Annotated in this window: 19 protein-coding genes; 11 read left to right on the top strand and 8 right to left on the bottom strand. The window is 69.9% G+C overall.

Going from position 1 to position 18,217, the window contains the following annotated elements:
• Positions 1–150: 150 nt before the first annotated feature.
• Both ABZ893_RS34720 and ABZ893_RS34715 read left to right on the top strand, forming a co-directional pair.
• Positions 151–363 carry a hypothetical protein gene (locus ABZ893_RS34720; RefSeq protein WP_361412079.1) on the top strand — a complete coding sequence of 71 codons (213 nt, stop codon included), beginning with the start codon at positions 151–153 and terminating at the stop codon, positions 361–363.
• 86 nt (positions 364–449) lie between these two features.
• Positions 450–968, top strand: a complete 519-nt coding sequence (locus tag ABZ893_RS34715) for a histidine phosphatase family protein (RefSeq protein WP_361412077.1) — start codon at positions 450–452, stop codon at positions 966–968.
• Positions 969–1,207: 239 nt separating this feature from the next.
• On the opposite strand, the gene serB is transcribed toward ABZ893_RS34715, so the two are convergent.
• Positions 1,208–2,449, bottom strand: a complete 1,242-nt coding sequence (gene serB, locus ABZ893_RS34710) for a phosphoserine phosphatase SerB (protein WP_361412075.1) — start codon at positions 2,447–2,449, stop codon at positions 1,208–1,210.
• Positions 2,450–3,190: 741 nt separating this feature from the next.
• On the opposite strand from serB, the gene ABZ893_RS34705 reads away from it, so the two are divergent.
• Complete coding sequence (locus ABZ893_RS34705) at positions 3,191–5,710, top strand: FHA domain-containing protein (protein ID WP_361412073.1); 2,520 nt, start codon at positions 3,191–3,193, stop codon at positions 5,708–5,710.
• Positions 5,711–5,797: 87 nt separating this feature from the next.
• On the opposite strand, the gene ABZ893_RS34700 is transcribed toward ABZ893_RS34705, so the two are convergent.
• The 3 genes from ABZ893_RS34700 to ABZ893_RS34690 all read right to left on the bottom strand — a co-directional run bounded on the left by ABZ893_RS34700 (position 5,798) and on the right by ABZ893_RS34690 (position 8,607).
• The gene (locus ABZ893_RS34700; protein ID WP_361412071.1) at positions 5,798–6,526 is read right to left on the bottom strand and encodes a transglycosylase SLT domain-containing protein; all 729 of its coding nucleotides are present in this window, start codon (positions 6,524–6,526) and stop codon (positions 5,798–5,800) included.
• Positions 6,527–6,829: 303 nt separating this feature from the next.
• Positions 6,830–7,912 carry an S-adenosylmethionine:tRNA ribosyltransferase-isomerase gene (locus ABZ893_RS34695; protein WP_361412069.1) on the bottom strand — a complete coding sequence of 361 codons (1,083 nt, stop codon included), beginning with the start codon at positions 7,910–7,912 and terminating at the stop codon, positions 6,830–6,832.
• The gene (locus ABZ893_RS34690; protein WP_361412165.1) at positions 7,909–8,607 is read right to left on the bottom strand and encodes an SDR family oxidoreductase; all 699 of its coding nucleotides are present in this window, start codon (positions 8,605–8,607) and stop codon (positions 7,909–7,911) included. Before ABZ893_RS34690 ends, ABZ893_RS34695 begins: the two co-directional genes overlap by 4 nt.
• Positions 8,608–8,808: 201 nt before the next feature.
• On the opposite strand from ABZ893_RS34690, the gene ABZ893_RS34685 reads away from it, so the two are divergent.
• The 4 genes from ABZ893_RS34685 (at position 8,809) to ABZ893_RS34670 (ending at position 11,474) form a co-directional block, all read left to right on the top strand.
• On the top strand, positions 8,809–9,954 hold the full coding sequence (locus ABZ893_RS34685; RefSeq protein WP_361412067.1) for a GAF domain-containing sensor histidine kinase: 1,146 nt from the start codon (positions 8,809–8,811) through the stop codon (positions 9,952–9,954).
• Positions 9,947–10,591 carry a response regulator transcription factor gene (locus ABZ893_RS34680; protein ID WP_361412065.1) on the top strand — a complete coding sequence of 215 codons (645 nt, stop codon included), beginning with the start codon at positions 9,947–9,949 and terminating at the stop codon, positions 10,589–10,591. The genes ABZ893_RS34685 and ABZ893_RS34680 overlap by 8 nt, the downstream gene beginning before the upstream one ends.
• A 186-nt stretch (positions 10,592–10,777) precedes the next feature.
• Complete coding sequence (locus ABZ893_RS34675; protein ID WP_361412063.1) at positions 10,778–11,020, top strand: chaplin; 243 nt, start codon at positions 10,778–10,780, stop codon at positions 11,018–11,020.
• Positions 11,021–11,234: 214 nt separating this feature from the next.
• On the top strand, positions 11,235–11,474 hold the full coding sequence (locus tag ABZ893_RS34670; protein WP_361412061.1) for a chaplin: 240 nt from the start codon (positions 11,235–11,237) through the stop codon (positions 11,472–11,474).
• Between the two features lie 164 nt (positions 11,475–11,638).
• On the opposite strand, the gene ABZ893_RS34665 is transcribed toward ABZ893_RS34670, so the two are convergent.
• Positions 11,639–12,427 carry a hypothetical protein gene (locus ABZ893_RS34665; RefSeq protein ID WP_361412059.1) on the bottom strand — a complete coding sequence of 263 codons (789 nt, stop codon included), beginning with the start codon at positions 12,425–12,427 and terminating at the stop codon, positions 11,639–11,641.
• 123 nt (positions 12,428–12,550) lie between these two features.
• On the opposite strand from ABZ893_RS34665, the gene ABZ893_RS34660 reads away from it, so the two are divergent.
• The 3 genes from ABZ893_RS34660 (at position 12,551) to ABZ893_RS34650 (ending at position 14,916) form a co-directional block, all read left to right on the top strand.
• A complete protein-coding gene (locus tag ABZ893_RS34660) occupies positions 12,551–13,348 on the top strand; it encodes an ABC transporter ATP-binding protein (RefSeq protein WP_361412057.1) in 798 nt (265 codons plus the stop codon).
• A 63-nt stretch (positions 13,349–13,411) separates the two neighbouring features.
• Positions 13,412–13,843, top strand: coding sequence for an NfeD family protein (locus ABZ893_RS34655; RefSeq protein ID WP_361412055.1), 432 nt, complete (start codon positions 13,412–13,414; stop codon positions 13,841–13,843).
• A gap of 140 nt (positions 13,844–13,983) precedes the next feature.
• Entirely contained in the window at positions 13,984–14,916 is a 933-nt protein-coding gene (locus tag ABZ893_RS34650; protein ID WP_361412053.1) for an SPFH domain-containing protein, read from the top strand.
• A gap of 72 nt (positions 14,917–14,988) precedes the next feature.
• Here ABZ893_RS34650 and ABZ893_RS34645 read toward each other — a convergent pair whose 3' ends face one another.
• The 3 genes from ABZ893_RS34645 to ABZ893_RS34635 form a co-directional block, all read right to left on the bottom strand.
• A complete protein-coding gene (locus ABZ893_RS34645) occupies positions 14,989–15,501 on the bottom strand; it encodes an HNH endonuclease (protein WP_361412051.1) in 513 nt (170 codons plus the stop codon).
• A gap of 144 nt (positions 15,502–15,645) precedes the next feature.
• The gene (locus ABZ893_RS34640; protein ID WP_361412049.1) at positions 15,646–16,182 is read right to left on the bottom strand and encodes a YbhB/YbcL family Raf kinase inhibitor-like protein; all 537 of its coding nucleotides are present in this window, start codon (positions 16,180–16,182) and stop codon (positions 15,646–15,648) included.
• A 102-nt stretch (positions 16,183–16,284) separates the two neighbouring features.
• Positions 16,285–17,067 carry a sporulation protein gene (locus tag ABZ893_RS34635; protein ID WP_361412047.1) on the bottom strand — a complete coding sequence of 261 codons (783 nt, stop codon included), beginning with the start codon at positions 17,065–17,067 and terminating at the stop codon, positions 16,285–16,287.
• A 136-nt stretch (positions 17,068–17,203) separates the two neighbouring features.
• Here ABZ893_RS34635 and ABZ893_RS34630 point away from each other — a divergent pair, with 136 nt between their 5' ends.
• Positions 17,204–17,845, top strand: a complete 642-nt coding sequence (locus ABZ893_RS34630) for a DNA-3-methyladenine glycosylase (RefSeq protein ID WP_361412045.1) — start codon at positions 17,204–17,206, stop codon at positions 17,843–17,845.
• Positions 17,846–18,217 lie beyond the last annotated feature (372 nt).

The raw sequence follows: 18,217 nt of genomic DNA, 5'->3' as shown, positions 1-18,217 counted from the left end.
GTGCTGGCCCCACCATCCCCTAGGGGGCAAGTCTCAGGGTCAACTGGGTGGATCACCGGATGGGTTGAGGGCTCCGGCTTCCGTACCTTCGAGATGTGACCGCGAACACCGCGATCACGGCACCGACCAGCTCGAAGACCCGGAGGCGTCATGTCGACCGCTACGCACACCCGGCCTCACCCGGCGCGACCGGGCAGCGTCGACATCAGGCTCCCGTGGTGGGCGATCGCCCTGCCGACGATCACGTTCGCCGCCCTTCTGCTCCTGATACTCAACCCGGCCGACGCCCACGCCGCCGGCGGCGCGGGAGTGGGCCAGATCCTCGCCCGCATCCAGCAGGCGGTGCTCCACACGGCTCCGTGAGCGGCTTCGCTGGATGTTCACCCGGGCAGGGTTGAGCACGTCAACTCCCTGCGCCTCGTGGCCGGTTTCGTGCGAAGCTGGGACCCATGAGCGCCGCAGAACCCCGCAGGATTGTCCTTTTCCGACATGCGAAAGCGGACTGGCCCCAGGTCTCCGACCATGAGAGGCCGCTCGCGGAGAGGGGACGCAAGGACGCCCCCGTCGCAGGCCGCAAGCTCGCAGACTCCGGTATCGACCTCGACCTCGCCCTGTGCTCCACCGCCGCCAGGACCCGCGAGACCTGGAAGCTCGCCGTCCACGAGCTGCCCCACCGGCCCAGGACCGTGTACGAGGAAAGGATCTACGAGGCCTCGCCCGGCGAGCTCATCGCCGTACTGAACGAGACCCCTGACGACGTGCGGAACGCGGTGCTCGTCGGCCACAACCCCGGCATCCAGGGGCTCGCCGAAGTTCTCGCGGGGCAGGTGGAGGGTGACGCGGGGGAGCGGATGACCCGCCGCGGCTTCCCGACCTCCGCGTTCGCGGTCCTGACCTTCAGCGGTACGTGGAAGTCCGTCGAACCGGGCTCGGCCACGCTCGTCGAGTACTGGGCACCGTCCAAGTAGTCCGCAGGGCTGCGCAGGCCCGCCCATAGATGCGCCGACGGGCCCCCGTATCGCAGGGATACCGGGGCCCGTCGCATCGCATCGGTGACGGTGCGCGTGTGGCGGTGAGGGTGCGCGTGTGGCGGTGACGGGGTGCGCGGCGAACGGGCTCAGGGGTTGCGCGGGCTCAGCCCTCGTGGGCGGCGCCCGGCGCAGTTCGGCCCACGTGGGCGTCGACCGGGCGTAGCCCCAGCGCCGGCTCAGTCCTCCTCGTGCGCGTCCGCCGCCTCGACCTCTTCGCGGGTGATGCCGAGCAGGTACAGCACGGTGTCGAGGAACGGCACGTTCACCGCGGTGTGCGCGGCCTCGCGGACCACGGGCTTCGCGTTGAAGGCGACACCGAGCCCCGCCGCGTTCAGCATGTCCAGGTCGTTGGCACCGTCACCGATCGCCACGGTCTGGGCGAGCGGCACCCCGGCCTCGGCGGCGAAGCGGCGCAGCAGACGCGCCTTGCCCGCACGGTCCACGACCTCGCCGGTGACCCGGCCGGTCAGCTTCCCGTGCACTATCTCCAGCGTGTTGGCCTGGGCGAAGTCGAGCCCGAGCCGCTCCTGCAGGTCGTCCGTGACCTGCGTGAACCCGCCGGAGACGACGCCCACTTGGTAGCCGAGGCGCTTCAGCGTACGGATCAGGGTGCGGGCGCCCGGGGTGAGCCGGACCTCGCTGCGGACCTTTTCGACCACCGAGGCGTCGAGTTCGGCGAGCAGGGCCACGCGCGCGTGCAGGGACTGCTCGAAGTCGAGCTCGCCCCGCATCGCCGCGGCGGTGACCTCGGCAACCTTGTCCTCACACCCGGCGTGGGCGGCGAAGAGCTCGATGACCTCGTCCTGGATGAGCGTCGAGTCGACATCCATCACGACGAGGCGCTGCGCGCGCCGGTGCAGTCCGGCCGCGACGACGGCGACGTCGACGCCGAGCGCCGCCGACTCCGTGGCCAGGGCGGTCCGCAGCGGCTCGGTCTCGGTGCCGGACACCGCGAACTCGACGGCGGTCACTGGGTACTTCGCGAGCCGGAAGATACGGTCGATGTTGCCGCCGGTGGCGGTGATCTTTGCGGCGATGGCGGCCGTCGTCTCCGCGGTGAGCGGGTGACCGAGCACGGTGACGAGGGAGCGGCCGAGCCCGCGCCGGCGGTTGTCGCCGATGCCCGAGATGATCTCGGCCTGCATCCGCATGGAGTCCGCCCAGCTGTGGACCGTGGCCCGCAGGTCGCCTTCGAGGCCGGAGGGCGGGGCCGTGACCAGGGCGCACAGCACGATGCGGCCACGGGTGACGACCTGCTCGATGTCGACGACATCGACGGAGTAGGCGGCGAGGGTGTCGAAGAGCCCGGCGGTGATACCGGGGCGGTCCTTGCCGAATATCTTGACGAGGAGCGTCGGGACGTTCTCCGGAACTTCGACCGGGACGTCGGCGGTGTGAGGGGGCTGCGAGGCACTCATGGTGCTTCCCACGTTAACCGGCCCGCGTCCATCGGCGCGGTGGAGGTCCGTGTGGCGGACACGTCCCGCACCCCTTCCGACCGGCCGGTTCGTCGCGCGCGGTGCGTTATGAGACCCGTTCTCCCGACGGCGAACCCATCGGTGAACGTGTCGGTGCACCGCCGTAAACCCTCAGGTAACCCACCGGTCGCCTCACCCCCACTGCCAATCGTGATGAGGTCGTGATCCGCCCCGGCGTGCCCTCCCGGCACCGCCGGAAGCGGGGCGAAGACGGCGGGATATCGCTGCCGACGCATGTTTGCGCGCAGTCCGGTCCGAAAAGTGAGACGCCTCCGGACGGGGTCGCGCGCCCGTGCACCCCTATTACGGCAATGGTGTCCGCCGTCGAGCGAGCGGACGAACAGAATCCGCCCCCGGCGGCCGAAGCCCCTGGCGCCGCCGTGAGCTGGACGTTCGCCGGGACGGTGCCGGGATGGTGGTGGGCGTGCCGGCCGGCCTGATATGCCAGATGTCCCATTTCCGCACGATCAATAGGTACTTGATGGTGCTTAATACTCTCCGGCGCAATTTCCCCCAGCCAACTAAGCGGGAGCGCAAGCACATACGCCGTCTTCACAAGCCCCGTCCAGGGCCCGACTTTCGGTCAGGGGGTTCCTCCTGAAATAGTTCCCCACGATGTTCGACATCCCTAGACTCCCCAAGACGGGGGCTAGCTCGGGGGACAACTCAGTTGGGGCTGGAGTGCCGGAACTCGTACTGGAATTGAATGGAAGGACCTGGACGCTCGATCCGTCCAGGCCGTACACCCTCGGACGTGATCCGCAGGGGGACGTGGTGATCGACGACGCCAGGGTTTCCTGGCGGCACGCCACGATCAGCTGGGGCGGGCGCAGTTGGGTCATCGAGGACCACGGCTCCACCAACGGCACCTTCGTACAGGGCCAGCGGATCCATCAGATGGAGATCGGCCCGGGGTCCGCGCTGAACCTCGGCAACGCGACGGACGGCCCGCGGGTCAACCTGTCCGGCAGCGCCCCGGTGGCCGCCGCCCAGCAGGCGCCGCAGGCCCACGCGCAGCAGGCCCAGCAGCCGTACGCCGCGCCGCAGGGCGCCGACGCGGGCTGGGCCCAGGGCGCACCGCAGCAGCAGGCGCCCGCCCAGCAGGGCTGGCAGCAGCCGCAGCAGGCCCAGAACATCCCGCCCCAGCAGGGGGCCGGCGGCGCCGCGGGGGCTCCGTCGGGCCACGGCGGCGACCGCAGCCCCACGACGTTCCACCAGCTGGCCCTCGGCCGCGTGATGCGGATCGGCCGTGCGCTCGAGAACGAGCTGGTCGTCTCCGACCTCCAGGTCTCGCGCAACCACGCCGAGTTCCACGCGACGCCCGACGGCCGCTTCGAGATCCGCGACCTCGGCTCGCACAACGGCACGTACGTCAACGGCCAGCCGATCGCCAAGGGCGGCTCGCAGCTCCTCGGCCCGAACGACATCGTCGGCGTCGGCCACTCGACGTTCCGCCTCGTCGGCGACCGCCTCGAGGAGTTCGTCGACACCGGTGACGTCTCCTTCTCGGCCCGCCACCTGACGGTGACGGTCGACGGCGGCAAGCAGATCCTCAAGGACGTCACCTTCGGCGTCCCGGAGAAGTCGCTGATCGGCGTCATCGGCCCGTCCGGCTCCGGAAAGTCGACCCTGCTCAAGGCGCTGACCGGCTACCGGCCCGCCGACCAGGGCGACGTCCTCTACGACAACCGCAACCTGTACAAGCAGTTCGCGGAGCTCCGCCAGCGCATCGGCCTGGTCCCGCAGGACGACATCCTGCACAAGGAGCTGAAGGTCAGCACGGCCCTCAAGTACGCGGCCAAGCTCCGCTTCCCCGGCGACACCGCCGAGTCCGAGCGCGCCGCCCGCATCGACGAGGTGCTGCGCGAGCTCAAGCTCGACATCCACAAGGACAAGAAGATCACCGCGCTCTCGGGTGGTCAGCGCAAGCGCGTCTCCGTCGCCCTGGAGCTGCTCACCAAGCCGTCCCTGATCTTCCTGGACGAGCCGACCTCCGGCCTCGACCCGGGCATGGACCGCGACGTCATGCAGCTGCTGCGCGGCCTCGCCGACGACGGCCGCACGGTCCTCGTCGTCACGCACTCGGTCGCCGAGCTGGCGATCTGCGACAAGCTCCTCGTGATGGCGCCCGGCGGTTCCGTGGCCTACTTCGGCCCGCCCGAGGAGGCCCTGAACTTCTTCGGCTACAGCACCTGGGCCGACGTCTTCTCCGCCTTCGAGAGCTACCGCGACTACGACTGGGCGGGCCGCTGGAAGGGCTCGCAGCACTACCAGATGTACGCCGCGGACATCGACGCCGTCGCCCCGCAGCCCGTGCACAACCCGGCGCCGCAGGCGCTGAAGCCCCCCAAGCCGCAGGCCTGGGGCTCGCAGCTGTGGACCCTGATCCGCCGTTACACGTCGGTGATCGCGTCCGACAAGGGCTTCATGGGCCTGATGGTGATCCTGCCGGCGGTCCTCGGCTTCGTCAGTACGGTGATCCCCGCCGACTTCGGCCTCGCCCCGCCGACACCGCCGGCCCGGTTCAACAGCACCGCGGGCACGATCATGCTGATCCTCGCGGTCGGCATGTGCTTCTCCGGCGCCGCCAACTCCGTACGTGAGCTGATCAAGGAACGCGTGATCTACGAACGGGAACGGGCCACCGGCCTGTCCCGCTCGGCGTACCTGATGTCCAAGGTGATCGTGCTCGGCGTCGTCACGGCCATCCAGGGCGTGATCATCTGCGCCATCGGCTTCTTCCCGCGTGACCTGCCCGCCGAGGGCCTGATCATGCCGCCGGCCGTCGAGCTCTGCATCGTGATCATCGGGCTCGGCTTCACGTCGATGATGATCGGCCTGGTCATCTCCTCGCTGGTGAAGACCGCCGAGAAGACGATGCCGCTCCTGGTCATGTTCGCGATCGTCCAGGTCGTCTTCACCGGCGTCCTGTTCCAGGTCTTCGGCTCGCCCGGCCTCGAGCAGGTCGGCTGGCTGATGCCGTCCCGCTGGGCCATCGCCGGCGCCGGCGCGACGCTCGACCTGTCGCACCTCATGCCGCCGTGGGACCGCGAGGACCCGACCAACCTGGACCCGCTGTGGGAGCACTCGGCCGGACAGTGGGGCTTCAACCTCACCGTCCTGATCCTCCTCGGCGTCGTCTGCGGCTTCGCGGTCGCGCGCCTGCTGCGCCGCCACGAGCCCGAGGTCATGCGCAAGTAACACGGCCCGCGTACGCGTGAAGGGCGGCACCCCGCACGGGGTGCCGCCCTTCGGCGTTCACGAAGACCCTGAGGCCCCGGAGGAGTCTCAGTAAGCGCTGTTCACGTTGTCCATCGAGCCGTACTTGTCCGCGGCGTAGTTGGCGGCGGCGGTGATGTTGGCGACCGGGTCGTAGATGTTCCAGGACGTACCGGCCACGTGGTACGCGGCGAAGGTCGGCGGGATGACCTGCAGCAGGCCCTTCGACGGGATGCCGTTGATCGCGTTGATGTCCCAGTTGTTGATGGCGTTCGGGTTGCCCGAGGACTCACGGATGATGTTGCGGTGCAGGCCGTTGTAGGAGCCCGGGATGCCCTTGGACTTCATGATGTCCAGGGACTCCTTGATCCAGCCGTCGAGGTTGTTCGCGTAGACCGGCTTGCGGGCGGCGGCGCGGCTGGCCGCCTCCTTGACCTGGCGGTCCTGCTCGGCCTTCGCGGCGGCGTCGGCCTTGGCCTTGGCGGCGGCCACGTCGGCGGCCTTCTTCGCGGCGGCGTCCTGCGCGGCCTTCACCTTGGCGGCCGCGTCCTGGGCCTGCTGGTCGGCCTTGGCGAGCTGGCTGGTGACGCTGGCGTGCACGTCCTTGATCTGGGGGGCGCCGGCGTTGGCCTGGAAGGCGACCGGAGCGGTGTGGACCGTCTCCGCCTGGGCGTGGGTGTTGCCGCCCGGCACCAGCGTGAACGCGAGGGCAGCGGCGCCGAGCGTGGCGACACCGGCGATCGAGTACTTGTGGGTCTTCGTCAGCTGACTGGGACCGAGAATGCTGGGCTTGCGCATGGCGGAGGGACCTCTTTGTTCGGGGAAGTCGCTCGCCGGCCCAGGGGGGAACCGTTCATGTTTCGGTCATGAACTCCGTGGGTAAGTGCAGGCCCACGCTGTCGAGCAACGAGGGCAATTCTTAGCGGCCGCAAAATTCTGTGGCAAAGGTGTGACGTACGAAGCCGGATAGTGGATCAGGTCCCACGCCGGGGCTCCACACCCCCCTCCCGCCCCGGTGCCGCTGCCCGCGGCTCATCCACTATCGGCCTTCGTACGTGACGTGCGTCCTATGCGCGGCCTCACACAGCGCTGACGGCAATCTCACAATCGGTTGCCATTGCAATGCGCTCCGTGTCCGGAATTTTCAGGAAGTATCAGATGGACGTCCCCGAACTCATGCCACAGGTAGAGATGTCGCAATGCTTCCGCATATGTGCAGGTCATGGCGTTGTGTCCGGCGATAGCCTCCAACATCAGCAGATGTGATGCTTCGGGCTCGTGCAGCCCGGTGAGGAGTCCGTCCACCACCCGCACCCCCCGCTCCGGCGTCACCACGAGGTCCGTCCAGCCCGCGGCGGCCCGCACCACCCCGTCCCGCCCCGCCGCCGACTCCACGGCCCGCACCGCCGTCGTCCCCACCGCCACGACGCGCCCGCCGCCCGCCCGCGCCGCGTTGACGAGCCGCGCCGACGCCTCCGGCACCTCGAACCGCTCCGGATACGGCGGCTCGTGCGACTCGACCGACGCCACCCCCGTATGCAGCGTGACCGGCGCGAACTGCACCCCACGGCTCACCAGCTCCGCCACGAGCCGCGCCGTGAAGGGCCGGGAAGCACTCGGCATCTCCGCGCTCCCCACCCCGTCCGCGTACGGCAGCGCGAACACCGTCTGATAGACGGAGAGCGGCTGATCGCGCTCTGTATAGGAGTAACGGATCGCCCTGCCGTGCCTCCGCATCAGCGCGGGCACGTCCCCTGAGACCCGCACCCACCACAGCCGCGCCCCGCCGACCGTCAGCGGCTCCTCCCACACCAGGCGCACGCCACCGGGGAGCACGGCCACCGTCCCCTCAGGGCCGCCCGCGCGTGGACGCGTCGTCCCCCGCCCGTCCGGGTCCCGCAGCTCCACCGCCCAGCGCCCGTCATCACCCCGCGTCGAGAAATGCACCACTACGCGCGCGTGCCCGATCCGCCCGTCGACCGCGGCGGCCAGCGTCGGGGAGGTGTTGACCACGAGCAGGTCCCCGGCCCGCAGCTCACCCGGCAGCTCGGTGAACGTCCGGTGCGTGACCTCCGTACCGCGCGACACGAGCAGCCGCACCGAGTCCCTGCCCAGGCCGGGCCCGCGCTGCTCGGCGGGCACGCGGGCCGACAGCTCCTCCGGGACCCGCACGGCGAGCGTCACAGCGCCTCCATAAGAGAGGAGGCCGCGAACCGCCCGCTGTCCGGCCGCTCGTCGAGCAGCCGCAGGAACGCCGGCACCACCGACTCCGGCAGCGGCCGGTCCGAGTCGTCGTCCAGCGGCACCGCCGACCTGTAGAGATCCGTCCGCATGTCCCCCGGATCCACCGCCCACACCCGCAGCCCCGGCTCCTCCACCGCCAGCACCGCGGACAAATGGTCGAGCGCCGCCTTGGAGGCCCCGTAACCGCCCCAGGTCTCGTACGCCTCCACCGACGCGTCCGAACTCAGCGCGACGACCGCCCCCGCCGCCGCCTCCCGGAGCAGCGGCAGCGCCTCCTGCGCGAGCCCGAGCGCCGCCACGACATTCACCTCCAAGGCCCGCCGCAGCCCCTCCAGAGGAAGAGCGTCAAGCCGCACCAGCGGCTCGGCCCCCAGCGCGCTCGCGTTGTTCACCAGCAGATCCAGACCCCCGAACCCGCGCGCCGCCCGCACCAGATCCGCCCGGTGCCCCGCGTCCGCGACATCCCCGGGCAGCGCCGCCACCCGCGTCCCGTACTTCTCCAGCTCCTCCGCCGCGTCCCGCAACCCCGGCCCCGACCTGGCATCCAGCACCAGATCCCAGCCCCGCCTCGCGAGAGCCACGGCGAGCGCGCGGCCCAGCCCCTTCGATGCCCCCGTGATGATCGCCACCGGCATGACATCCGTCCCCTCGGGCCCGTTCGGGCCACCCTTGAGCCGTACGTGCTTCGATGCCTCCAACGTAGGAACGCCCCTGCCCCCGGCGCCTCGTACGACGGCCGCAGCTCACGGGGGCCCTTCGGCCTAGGCCCACCGTCCTAGGCGGCGGCCGCCACGCGCCCGATACGCACTGTCACCCCCCGCCGGTACCGTGAACACATGAGTCACGGCCCACGATCCGGCCTGTACGCGGTGAGCTCCGCGCTGCTGGCCATGAGCAGACACCTCGAGGTGCGCGACGTCCTCAAGACGATCGTCGCGTCGGCCCGAGAGCTGCTCGACGCCGAGTACGCGGCCCTCGGGGTGCCCGACGACCACGGAGGCTTCGCCCAGTTCGTCGTCGACGGAGTCAGCGACGCCCAGTGGAAGGCCATCGGCCCGCTCCCGCGCCAGCACGGCATCCTCGCCGCGATGCTCCGCGACGCGAAGACCGAGCGCCTGGCCGACGTGCGCCAGGACCCGCGCTTCGAGGGCTGGCCCGACGCGCACCCCGACATGTCCGACTTCCTCGGCCTGCCCATCCGCGACGGCGACGAGGTCATCGGCGCCCTCTTCCTCGCCAACAAGAAGTGCCCGAAGCCGCAAGGGAGTTGCGGCTTCACCGAGGACGACGAGGAACTCCTCACGATCCTCGCCCAGCACGCGGCCATCGCCCTGACCAACGCCCGCCTGTACGAGCGCAGCCGCGAACTCACCATCGCCGAGGAGCGCTCGCGCCTCGCCCACGAACTGCACGACGCCGTCAGCCAGAAGCTCTTCTCGCTGCGCCTCACCGCCCAGGCCGCCACCGCCCTCGTCGACCGCGACCCCTCCCGCGCCAAGGGCGAACTGCACCACGTGGCCGAGCTGGCAGCCGAGGCCGCCGACGAACTCCGCGCCGCAGTGGTCGAGTTGCGCCCCGCCGCACTCGACGAGGACGGCCTCATCGCCACCCTGCGCACGCAGAGCCAGGTCCTCGACCGCGCCCACTCGGCACACGTCACCTTCGACTGCGACGGCATACGCGCCCTGCCCGCCGCCCAGGAAGAGGCCATCCTCCGCGTGGCCCAGGAGGCCCTGCACAACGCCCTGCGCCACTCGGGCGCCGAGCACGTCCACGTGACACTGGGCAAGCGCGGCCCCGGAGCCGTCCTGCGCGTCACCGACGACGGCCGCGGCTTCGACCCGGAAGGCGTACGGCACGCGGGCCGCCACCTCGGCCTCGTCTCGATGCGTGACCGGTCCAGTGGCGTGGGCGGCGCTCTGACGGTGGAATCGGAGCCCGGCAAGGGCACCACGATCGAGATGGAGGTCCCCGGTGGGTGACAACAGGATCCGGGTGCTCCTGGTCGACGACCACCAGGTCGTCCGGCGGGGGCTGCGCACGTTCCTCGAGGTCCAGGACGACATCGAGGTCGTGGGGGAGGCGTCGGACGGCGCCGAGGGCGTCGCCCGTACCGAGGAGCTGAAGCCGGACGTCGTCCTGATGGACGTCAAGATGCCCGGGATGGACGGCGTCGAGGCCCTGCGCCGCCTCCGCGAGCTGGCCAACCCCGCGCGCGTACTCATCGTCACGAGCTTCACCGAACAGCGCACCGTCGTCCCTGCCCTGCGCGCGGGCGCCGCCGGATACGTCTACAAGGACATCGACCCGGACGCCCTCGCCGGTGCCATCCGTTCCGTGCACGCGGGCCACGTGCTGCTCCAGCCCGAGGTGGCCGGCGCGCTGCTCTCCCAGGAGGAGACCAACGGCGGTCAGGGGAGAGGCAATTCGCTCACCGAGCGGGAGCGCGAGGTGCTAGGCCTGATCGCGGACGGCCGTTCGAACCGGGAGATCGCCCGTGCGCTCGTCCTCTCCGAGAAGACGGTCAAGACCCACGTGTCGAACATCCTGATGAAGCTCGACCTGTCGGACCGCACGCAGGCGGCGCTTTGGGCGGTACGGCATGGGGCGGCCGGCTGACCGAGGGCGTCCCGGACTCCTGGTGACAGGGGTTCCGGAATGAAAATACGGAAGGTTCCGCTCCAGGCTGAGATTCATACCGTCGGGTGTATGTCCCCCGGATGGCGCAACCTGCCGGAGGCTCCGGCGTTCTCCAGTGCGTGCTGCGGCGGTCTCGTCGCGGTGATCGCCTAGGAGGGTCAAGAAGTGAAGAAGCTGAACAGGATCGCGGCCGTGTCCATGGTTGCCGGTGGTCTGGTGGCCGCCGGTGCCGGTATGGCCTCCGCCACGGACGCGCACGCGGGCGGCCAGGCCGTGCACTCGCCCGGCGTCGTCTCGGGCAACGTGATCCAGGCGCCGGTCCACATCCCGGTCAACGTCAGCGGCAACACCGTGAACGTCATCGGCCTGCTGAACCCGGCCTTCGGCAACCTCGCCGTCAACCACTGACGTAGACCCAGCGTCCGTCAGCGACCTCCGGCCCCCGGTATCCACCGGGGGCCGGTTGGTTTTCCCTCCGTTTCCCCCGGGGTCGGCAGTCGAGTTGATCATCCGATCGGGCGCATCCCCGTCTCCGCCCGTGTCATCCGTCCCACCTGCACGTTTCACAGCGAGCGTCCCCCTGGCCGGGGTACGCATCGTCATAGCTGGAGGAATACTTCTCATGAACATCGCCAAGAAGGCCGCCCTGGCCGTCGCCGTCGCCGGTATCGCCGCGGGCGCTTCCGCCGGAGCCGCTTTCGCCGACTCGGACGCGGCCGGCGCGGCCGTCAAGTCCCCGGGTGTCGGCTCGGGCAACCAGGCCCAGGTCCCGGTCCACGTCCCGGTCAACGTCTCGGGCAACACCGGCACCCTGATCGGCGGCCTCAACCCGGCCTTCGGCAACCAGGCCGCCAACAACTGAGCCCCCCTCAGAAAGGGCCCCACGGACACGAGTCCGCGGGGCCCTTTCGGCGCCTCGCCCAGCCACACAGCCCGGCACGGAGCGCTCCCTCGCTGGGGTACTCGGCGCCGCCGCCATGCGAGCCCCGAGCGCACCCCCGCACCCCCGCACCCCCGCCGCGCCCATCACCGCCCGCCGCGCTCCCTCTCCTCCACAAAAGAGTTGTACGCAGCAACCTGCGCCCGCCGCGCAGTCCGCTCCACCGGCCGCAGCGCCTCCGCCCGAGCCGCCATCTCCGACGCGCTCACCGCCCCGCCGTGCCCGCTCTCGTACGCCACCGAGATCAGCAGCCCGACCCGCTGCGCCAGCTCCAACACCCGTACCGCACGCGGCGGATAGCCCGGCGCGAGCACCTCGCGCCCCCGCTCCGCCCGCGCCCGGTACGCGTCCACCGCCGCCTCGGCCACCGGCCCCGAACCGGCCACGTCGAGCCGCGACAGCACGGCCGTCGCGTCCCGCAGCGCCTCCGCCAGCTCCCGCTCGGCCTCCCCGAGGGACGGCACATCGGCCGGCGGAGCCTCCCGTACGGGCAGGCAGTGCCAGACGACCTCGACATGGACGTCGCCGTCGGGCCCGGCCTCGTACACCTCGGGCACGAGCCCCAGCGCGGCGCCATGACACACGACGGCCTCCTCGGCCTCGAGGGCGCGCGCGTTGAACTCGGGCGGACCGCTCAGCCCCAGCGGATGCCCCGGCGCGGGCAGCGCCACCCGTAGCCCGGTCGCCCCCAGCGCGCGCAGCCGCCCGAGGGCGAGCGTCAGCCCCACGGGCCCCGACTCGCCCGGCAACCCCTCCACCCGGTGCACCGCGTCCTCGCCCACTATGGCGAGCGCCGCGTCATCGGGAGCGACAAACCCGGCAAGCATGGCATTTCCCCATGCGGCCAGCCGACCTGAGCGTGGTTCCGAAAGCATGGGCCCCACCCTAAATACCGGCCGATGGAGAGGACCGGTCGGCCGGTGGCGTAGGTTTTCCCCTGGGGAATGCGTCCACAGACGCACGCGACAGCCGAGACTGCAATGGGAGACAACGCGCTCATGAGCGATGTACTGGAGCTGGAGGACGTATCCGTGGTCCGCGAGGGCCGGGCTCTGGTGGACCAGGTCTCCTGGTCGGTCAAGGAAGGAGAGCGCTGGGTCATCCTCGGCCCGAACGGCGCGGGCAAGACGACCCTCCTGAACGTCGCGTCCAGCTACCTCTACCCCAGCCAGGGCACCGCCACCGTCCTCGGCGAGACCCTCGGCAAGCCCGGCACCGACGTCTTCGAGCTGCGCCCGCGCATCGGCGTCGCGGGCATCGCGCTCGCGGAGAAGCTCCCCAAGCGCCAGACCGTCCTGCAGACCGTCCTCACCGCCGCCTACGGCATGACCGCCGGCTGGCACGAGGACTACGAGGACATCGACGAGCAGCGCGCCCGCGCCTTCCTCGACCGCCTCGGCATGAGCGACTACCTCGAGCGCAAGTTCGGCACGCTCTCCGAGGGCGAGCGCAAGCGCACCCTCATCGCCCGCGCCCTGATGACCGACCCCGAGCTCCTCCTCCTCGACGAGCCCGCCGCCGGCCTCGACCTCGGCGGCCGCGAGGACCTGGTGCGCCGCCTCGGCCGCCTCGCCCGCGACCCGATCGCCCCCTCGATGATTATGGTCACGCACCACGTCGAGGAGATCGCCCCCGGCTTCACCCACGTCCTCATGATCCGCCAGGGCAAGGTGCTCGCCGCCGGCCCCCTGGAGCTTGAGCTGACGTCCCGTAACCTCTCGCTCTGCTTCGGCCTCCCGCTCGTCGTCGAGCAGCGCGGCGAACGCTGGAGCGCGCAGGGCCTCCCGCTCGGCTGACGCCCCGTCCGCCCGTCCCACGGCCCTCTGTCCCGCGAAGGGCCGTGGTCCTACCATGACCATGTGGCAGACATCAACGCATGGGTGTGGTGGCTGGTCGGCGCGGCCGCGCTCGGAATCCCGCTGGTCATCACCGCGATGCCGGAGTTCGGCATGTTGTCGGCCGGAGCCGTCGCGGGCGCCGTGACGGCCGCCCTCGGCGGCGGCCTCGTCCCGCAGGTCCTCGTCTTCGTAGCCGTCTCGGTCGCGCTCATCGCCGTCGTACGGCCCGTCGCCAACCGCCACAGGACCCAACGACCGGAGCTCGCCACCGGAATCGACGCGCTGAAGGGCAAACAGGCCGTCGTCGTCGAACGGGTCGACGGCAACGGCGGCCGCATCAAGCTGGCCGGAGAGATCTGGTCCGCCCGCGCCCTCGACGGGGCCGAGAGCTACGAGCCGGGCCGGCAGGTCGACGTCGTCGACATCGAGGGAGCCACGGTCATCATCGTGTGATCATGGTGAGGCGTTCGGGGAGGTGGCTTGAACTCCCCACGCCGCAGAGCCCGTTCTGACAGACTCGACCAGCAAGATCCTCTAGATCTTCCGGCGGGACCCGCCGGGAATTACGACGGCCGAAGGGTACGGGAGACGCGATGTCAGCGATCATCATCGTCCTGATCATTCTGGTGGTGCTGGTCTTCATCGCCCTGATCAAGACCATTCAAGTCATCCCGCAGGCGAGCGCGGCGATCGTCGAACGCTTCGGCCGCTACACACGAACACTGAACGCCGGACTCAACATCGTGGTCCCGTTCATAGACTCGATCCGCAACCGCATCGACCTGCGCGAACAGGTCGTCCCCTTCCCGCCCCAGCCGGTGATCACCCAGGACAACCTGGTCGTGAACATCGACACCGTCATCTACTACCAGGTGACCGACGCCCGCGCCGCGACCTACGAAGTCGCCAGCTACATCCAGGCCATCGAGCAGCTGACGGTCACCACGCTGCGCAACATCATCGGCGGCATGGACCTGGAGCGCACCCTCACCTCCCGCGAGGAGATCAACGCGGCCCTGCGCGGCGTCCTCGACGAGGCCACCGGCAAGTGGGGCATCCGCGTCAACCGCGTCGAGCTCAAGGCGATCGAGCCGCCCACCTCCATCCAGGACTCGATGGAGAAGCAGATGCGCGCCGACCGCGACAAGCGCGCCGCGATCCTCACCGCCGAAGGCATCCGCCAGTCGCAGATCCTCACCGCCGAAGGTGAGAAGCAGTCCGCCATCCTGCGCGCCGAAGGTGAGGCCAAGGCCGCCGCCCTGCGCGCAGAGGGCGAGGCCCAGGCCGTCCGTACGGTCTTCGAGGCCATCCACGCCGGTGACCCCGACCAGAAGCTGCTCTCCTACCAGTACCTCCAGATGCTCCCGAAGATCGCCGAGGGCGACGCCAACAAGCTCTGGATCGTTCCCAGCGAGATCGGCGACGCCCTCAAGGGCCTGTCCGGCGCCATGGGCAACTTCGGCTCGCTGGGCGGAGGTTCGGCCCCCGTCGCCGCCCCGCGCCGCGAACAGCCCCCCATCGACTGACGCTTCCCCCTACGAAGAAGCCCGCCCCGGCAACCCCGGAGGCGGGCTCTTCCGCTTTCCGTACGCTGCCCGCTAGGCAGCAGCCGCCGTACGAGACAGCCAGGCAGGCAGCGCGTCCCGCTCCGACTTGCCGAGCGTCAGCAGCATCGCGTCCGCCGGCGTCGGCTCGAACGGCTCCCGCAGCAGCGGCATCCCCGCCTGCTCCGGCGTCCGGTCCGCCTTGCGGTGGTTGTCCTCCGCGCACGAGGCGACCGTATTCAGCCAGGAGTCAGCGCCACCCCGCGACCGCGGCACCACGTGGTCCACAGTCGTCGCCCGCTTCCCGCAGTACGCGCACCGGTGCTGGTCACGCACCAGGACACCCCGCCTCGACCACGGAGCGCGTCTTCGGAACGGCACTCGTACATACCGGCACAACCGGATCACCTGCGGCACCGGTATGTCCACGGCGGCCGCGCGCACACGGAGTCCGGGGTGGGCCTGCTCGACGACGGCCTTGTCCTGCAGTACCAGCACGACGGCCCGGTTCAACGTCACCGTCGACAACGGCTCGAAGCTGGCGTTCAGTACCAGCGTGTCCCGCATCTCGCCCACCTCCCGTACGTCCCCGGCCCACCCAGCGGCGGGCTGGGACCAACTCTGGCCGCGCACGCCGCGATGGACAACGCAATAAAAAATGCCCGTCCCCGGTCACCAAATGACCGGGGACGGGCTAACAGCCGATGAACGCTAACTTGCCGGAGCCGCGTACTCCGCGATCACCTGCGCACGCGCCAGTGTGTGGAAGCGCAGATTGAACCCGACGACCGCCGGCGAGGCATCCGAATCGGGACCCAGCTTCTCCTGATCCACCGCGTACACCGTGAACACATAACGGTGCGCCGGGTCACCGGGCGGCGGCGCGGCACCCCCGAAATCCTTCGACCCGTAGTCGTTGCGCACCTGCACCGCACCCGACGGGAGCCCCTTGAACGCGCCGCTGCCCGCACCGGCCGGCAGCTCGGTCACCGAGGCCGGGATGTCGAACACGGTCCAGTGCCAGAAGCCACTGCCCGTCGGCGCGTCAGGGTCGAAGCACGTCACCGCGAAGCTCTTGGCCTCCGCGGGGAAGCCCTCCCACCGCAGCTGCGGCGAGGTGTTCCCCGCCGCGTAGACCTGAGCGTCCTTGAGCACCGCCCCCGGCTGGACGTCCTCGCTCGCCACCGTGAACGACGGCACCTGCGGATGGAAGTCATGGGGAAGCGGCGGCCTCTTGAGGTCGGTCACGTCGGCACCTCCTGATCGGCGAAAACTCTGGGAGCCGAGCCTATGCCTCAGCCCGGCCGGCGACGGCCCCACACCGCCACCGGCCACCACACACCCCTCGGCTCAGAACCAGTTCCGCTTGCTGCCGACCTCGGAAAGCCACTGGTGCAGATACGCCGACCAGTCCGTCCCCTGGAAGTCGTGATGCCCCACGACGAACGACCGGAACGTGTCGCTGCCCTCGCTGAACAGCCCCGGCTTCTTGTCCATCTCCAGGACGACGTCCATCTCGCGGTCGTCCGCCACGAAGCTCAGCTCCACCTGGTTCAGCCCGCGGTACTGCTGCGGTGGGTAGAACTCGATCTCCTGGTAGAACGGCAGCCTCTGCCGCGTCCCCCGGATGTGCCCACGCTCCATGTCCGCACTCTTGAAGCGGAAACCGAGCCCGATGAAGGCGTCGAGGATCGCCTGCTGCGACGGCAGCGGGTGCACGTTGATCGGGTCGAGGTCACCGGAGTCCACGGCGCGCGCGATCTGCAGCTCCGTCGTCACACCGATGTTCATGCCGCGCAGCTGCTGTCCGTCGATCGTCGTGACCGGCGTCTCCCACGGGATCTCGAGCCCGAACGGCACTGCGTGCACCGCGCCCGCCTGCAGCTGGAACGCCCCACCGAGACGCACCTTGTTGAACTCGATGTCCTGCTTGGTCTCGTGGTCACCACCCTCGACCTCGACCCGCGCCTGCAGCCCGACCGAGAGCCCCTCGATGTCCTGGTCCACGGATCCGCCCTGGATCCGCACCTCACCCTGGACAACGCCACCCGGCACCACGTTGACCTCGGTCAGCACCGTCTCGACCGACGCCCCGCCCGCGCCCAGACTCGCCAGCAGCCGCTTGAACCCCATGTACGCCACTCCTCCCCGTGCCACACCCTGTGGCCCGTCTCTTCCTGCGGTGACCCTTGATCTCTACCAACGCGACAGACAGCCCGCCGGTTCCGCGCGACCCACCCGCATCTCCGTTGCACTACCCTCGTCCGGCATGATCGCGGCCACTGACCGTACGCCCCTCACACGGGACTTCTTCGACCGACCTGTACTGGAGGTCGCCCCCGATCTCCTGGGGCGCGTCCTCGTACGCAACACCCCCGAAGGCCCGATCGAACTGCGCCTCACAGAAGTAGAGGCGTACGCCGGCCCGGACGACCCCGGCTCCCACGCCTACCGCTCCCGCACCGCCCGCAACGGCGTCATGTTCGGCCCGCCCGGACACGCGTACGTCTACTTCACCTACGGCATGTGGCACTGCCTGAACCTGGTGTGCGGCCCCGAGGACACCGCGAGCGGAGTCCTGCTCCGCGCCGGAGAGATCACCAAGGGCGCCGACCTCGCGCGCAAACGCCGACAATCAGCCAGAAACGACAAAGAATTGGCCAAGGGCCCGGCCCGCCTGGCCACCGCCCTCGACGTGGACCGGGTACTGAACGGGACGGACGTCTGCGCCTCCCCGGACGCCCCGCTCGCGATCCTCACCGGCACCCCCACACCGCGCGACCAGGTGAGGAACGGCCCCCGCACGGGAGTCTCCGGCGAGGGCGGCGTCCACCCCTGGCGCTTCTGGGCCGTCAACGACCCGACCGTGAGCCCATATCGACCCCACACGCCACGCCGTCGCTCAACTTGACGCACCTATGTGGAGGTCCGTAATGTGGCCCGAGCCGCTCAACCCGGTTACGACAATCTGTCGGACCCGTGAACGGCCAAACCACTACCTACGACTTCCCCTTGGCGGGGGCTTATTCAGCATGTCCGCATGTCTGAATTTGAATCCGCAGGCCTCGATTATGCGAGTCCCGGGAAATCGGTTAACGTAGTGAACACGCCGAAAGGCAAAGGCCCCCAACGGCCACCGGAAATGAATTCCGAACCGGGAACGGAACGGAAAACAGTCTGGTAGAGTTGGAAACGCAAGACCGAAGGGAAACTGCCCGGAGGAAAGCCCGAACAAGGTTCGGGTGAGTACAAAGGAAGCGTCCGTTCCTTGAGAACTCAACAG

The sequence above is a fragment of the Streptomyces sp. NPDC046821 genome (genome assembly GCF_040645335.1).
Taxonomy (GTDB): domain Bacteria; phylum Actinomycetota; class Actinomycetes; order Streptomycetales; family Streptomycetaceae; genus Streptomyces.
The sequence above is the reverse complement of the archived record's forward strand: the minus strand, read 5'-3'. Positions and strand labels throughout refer to the sequence as shown.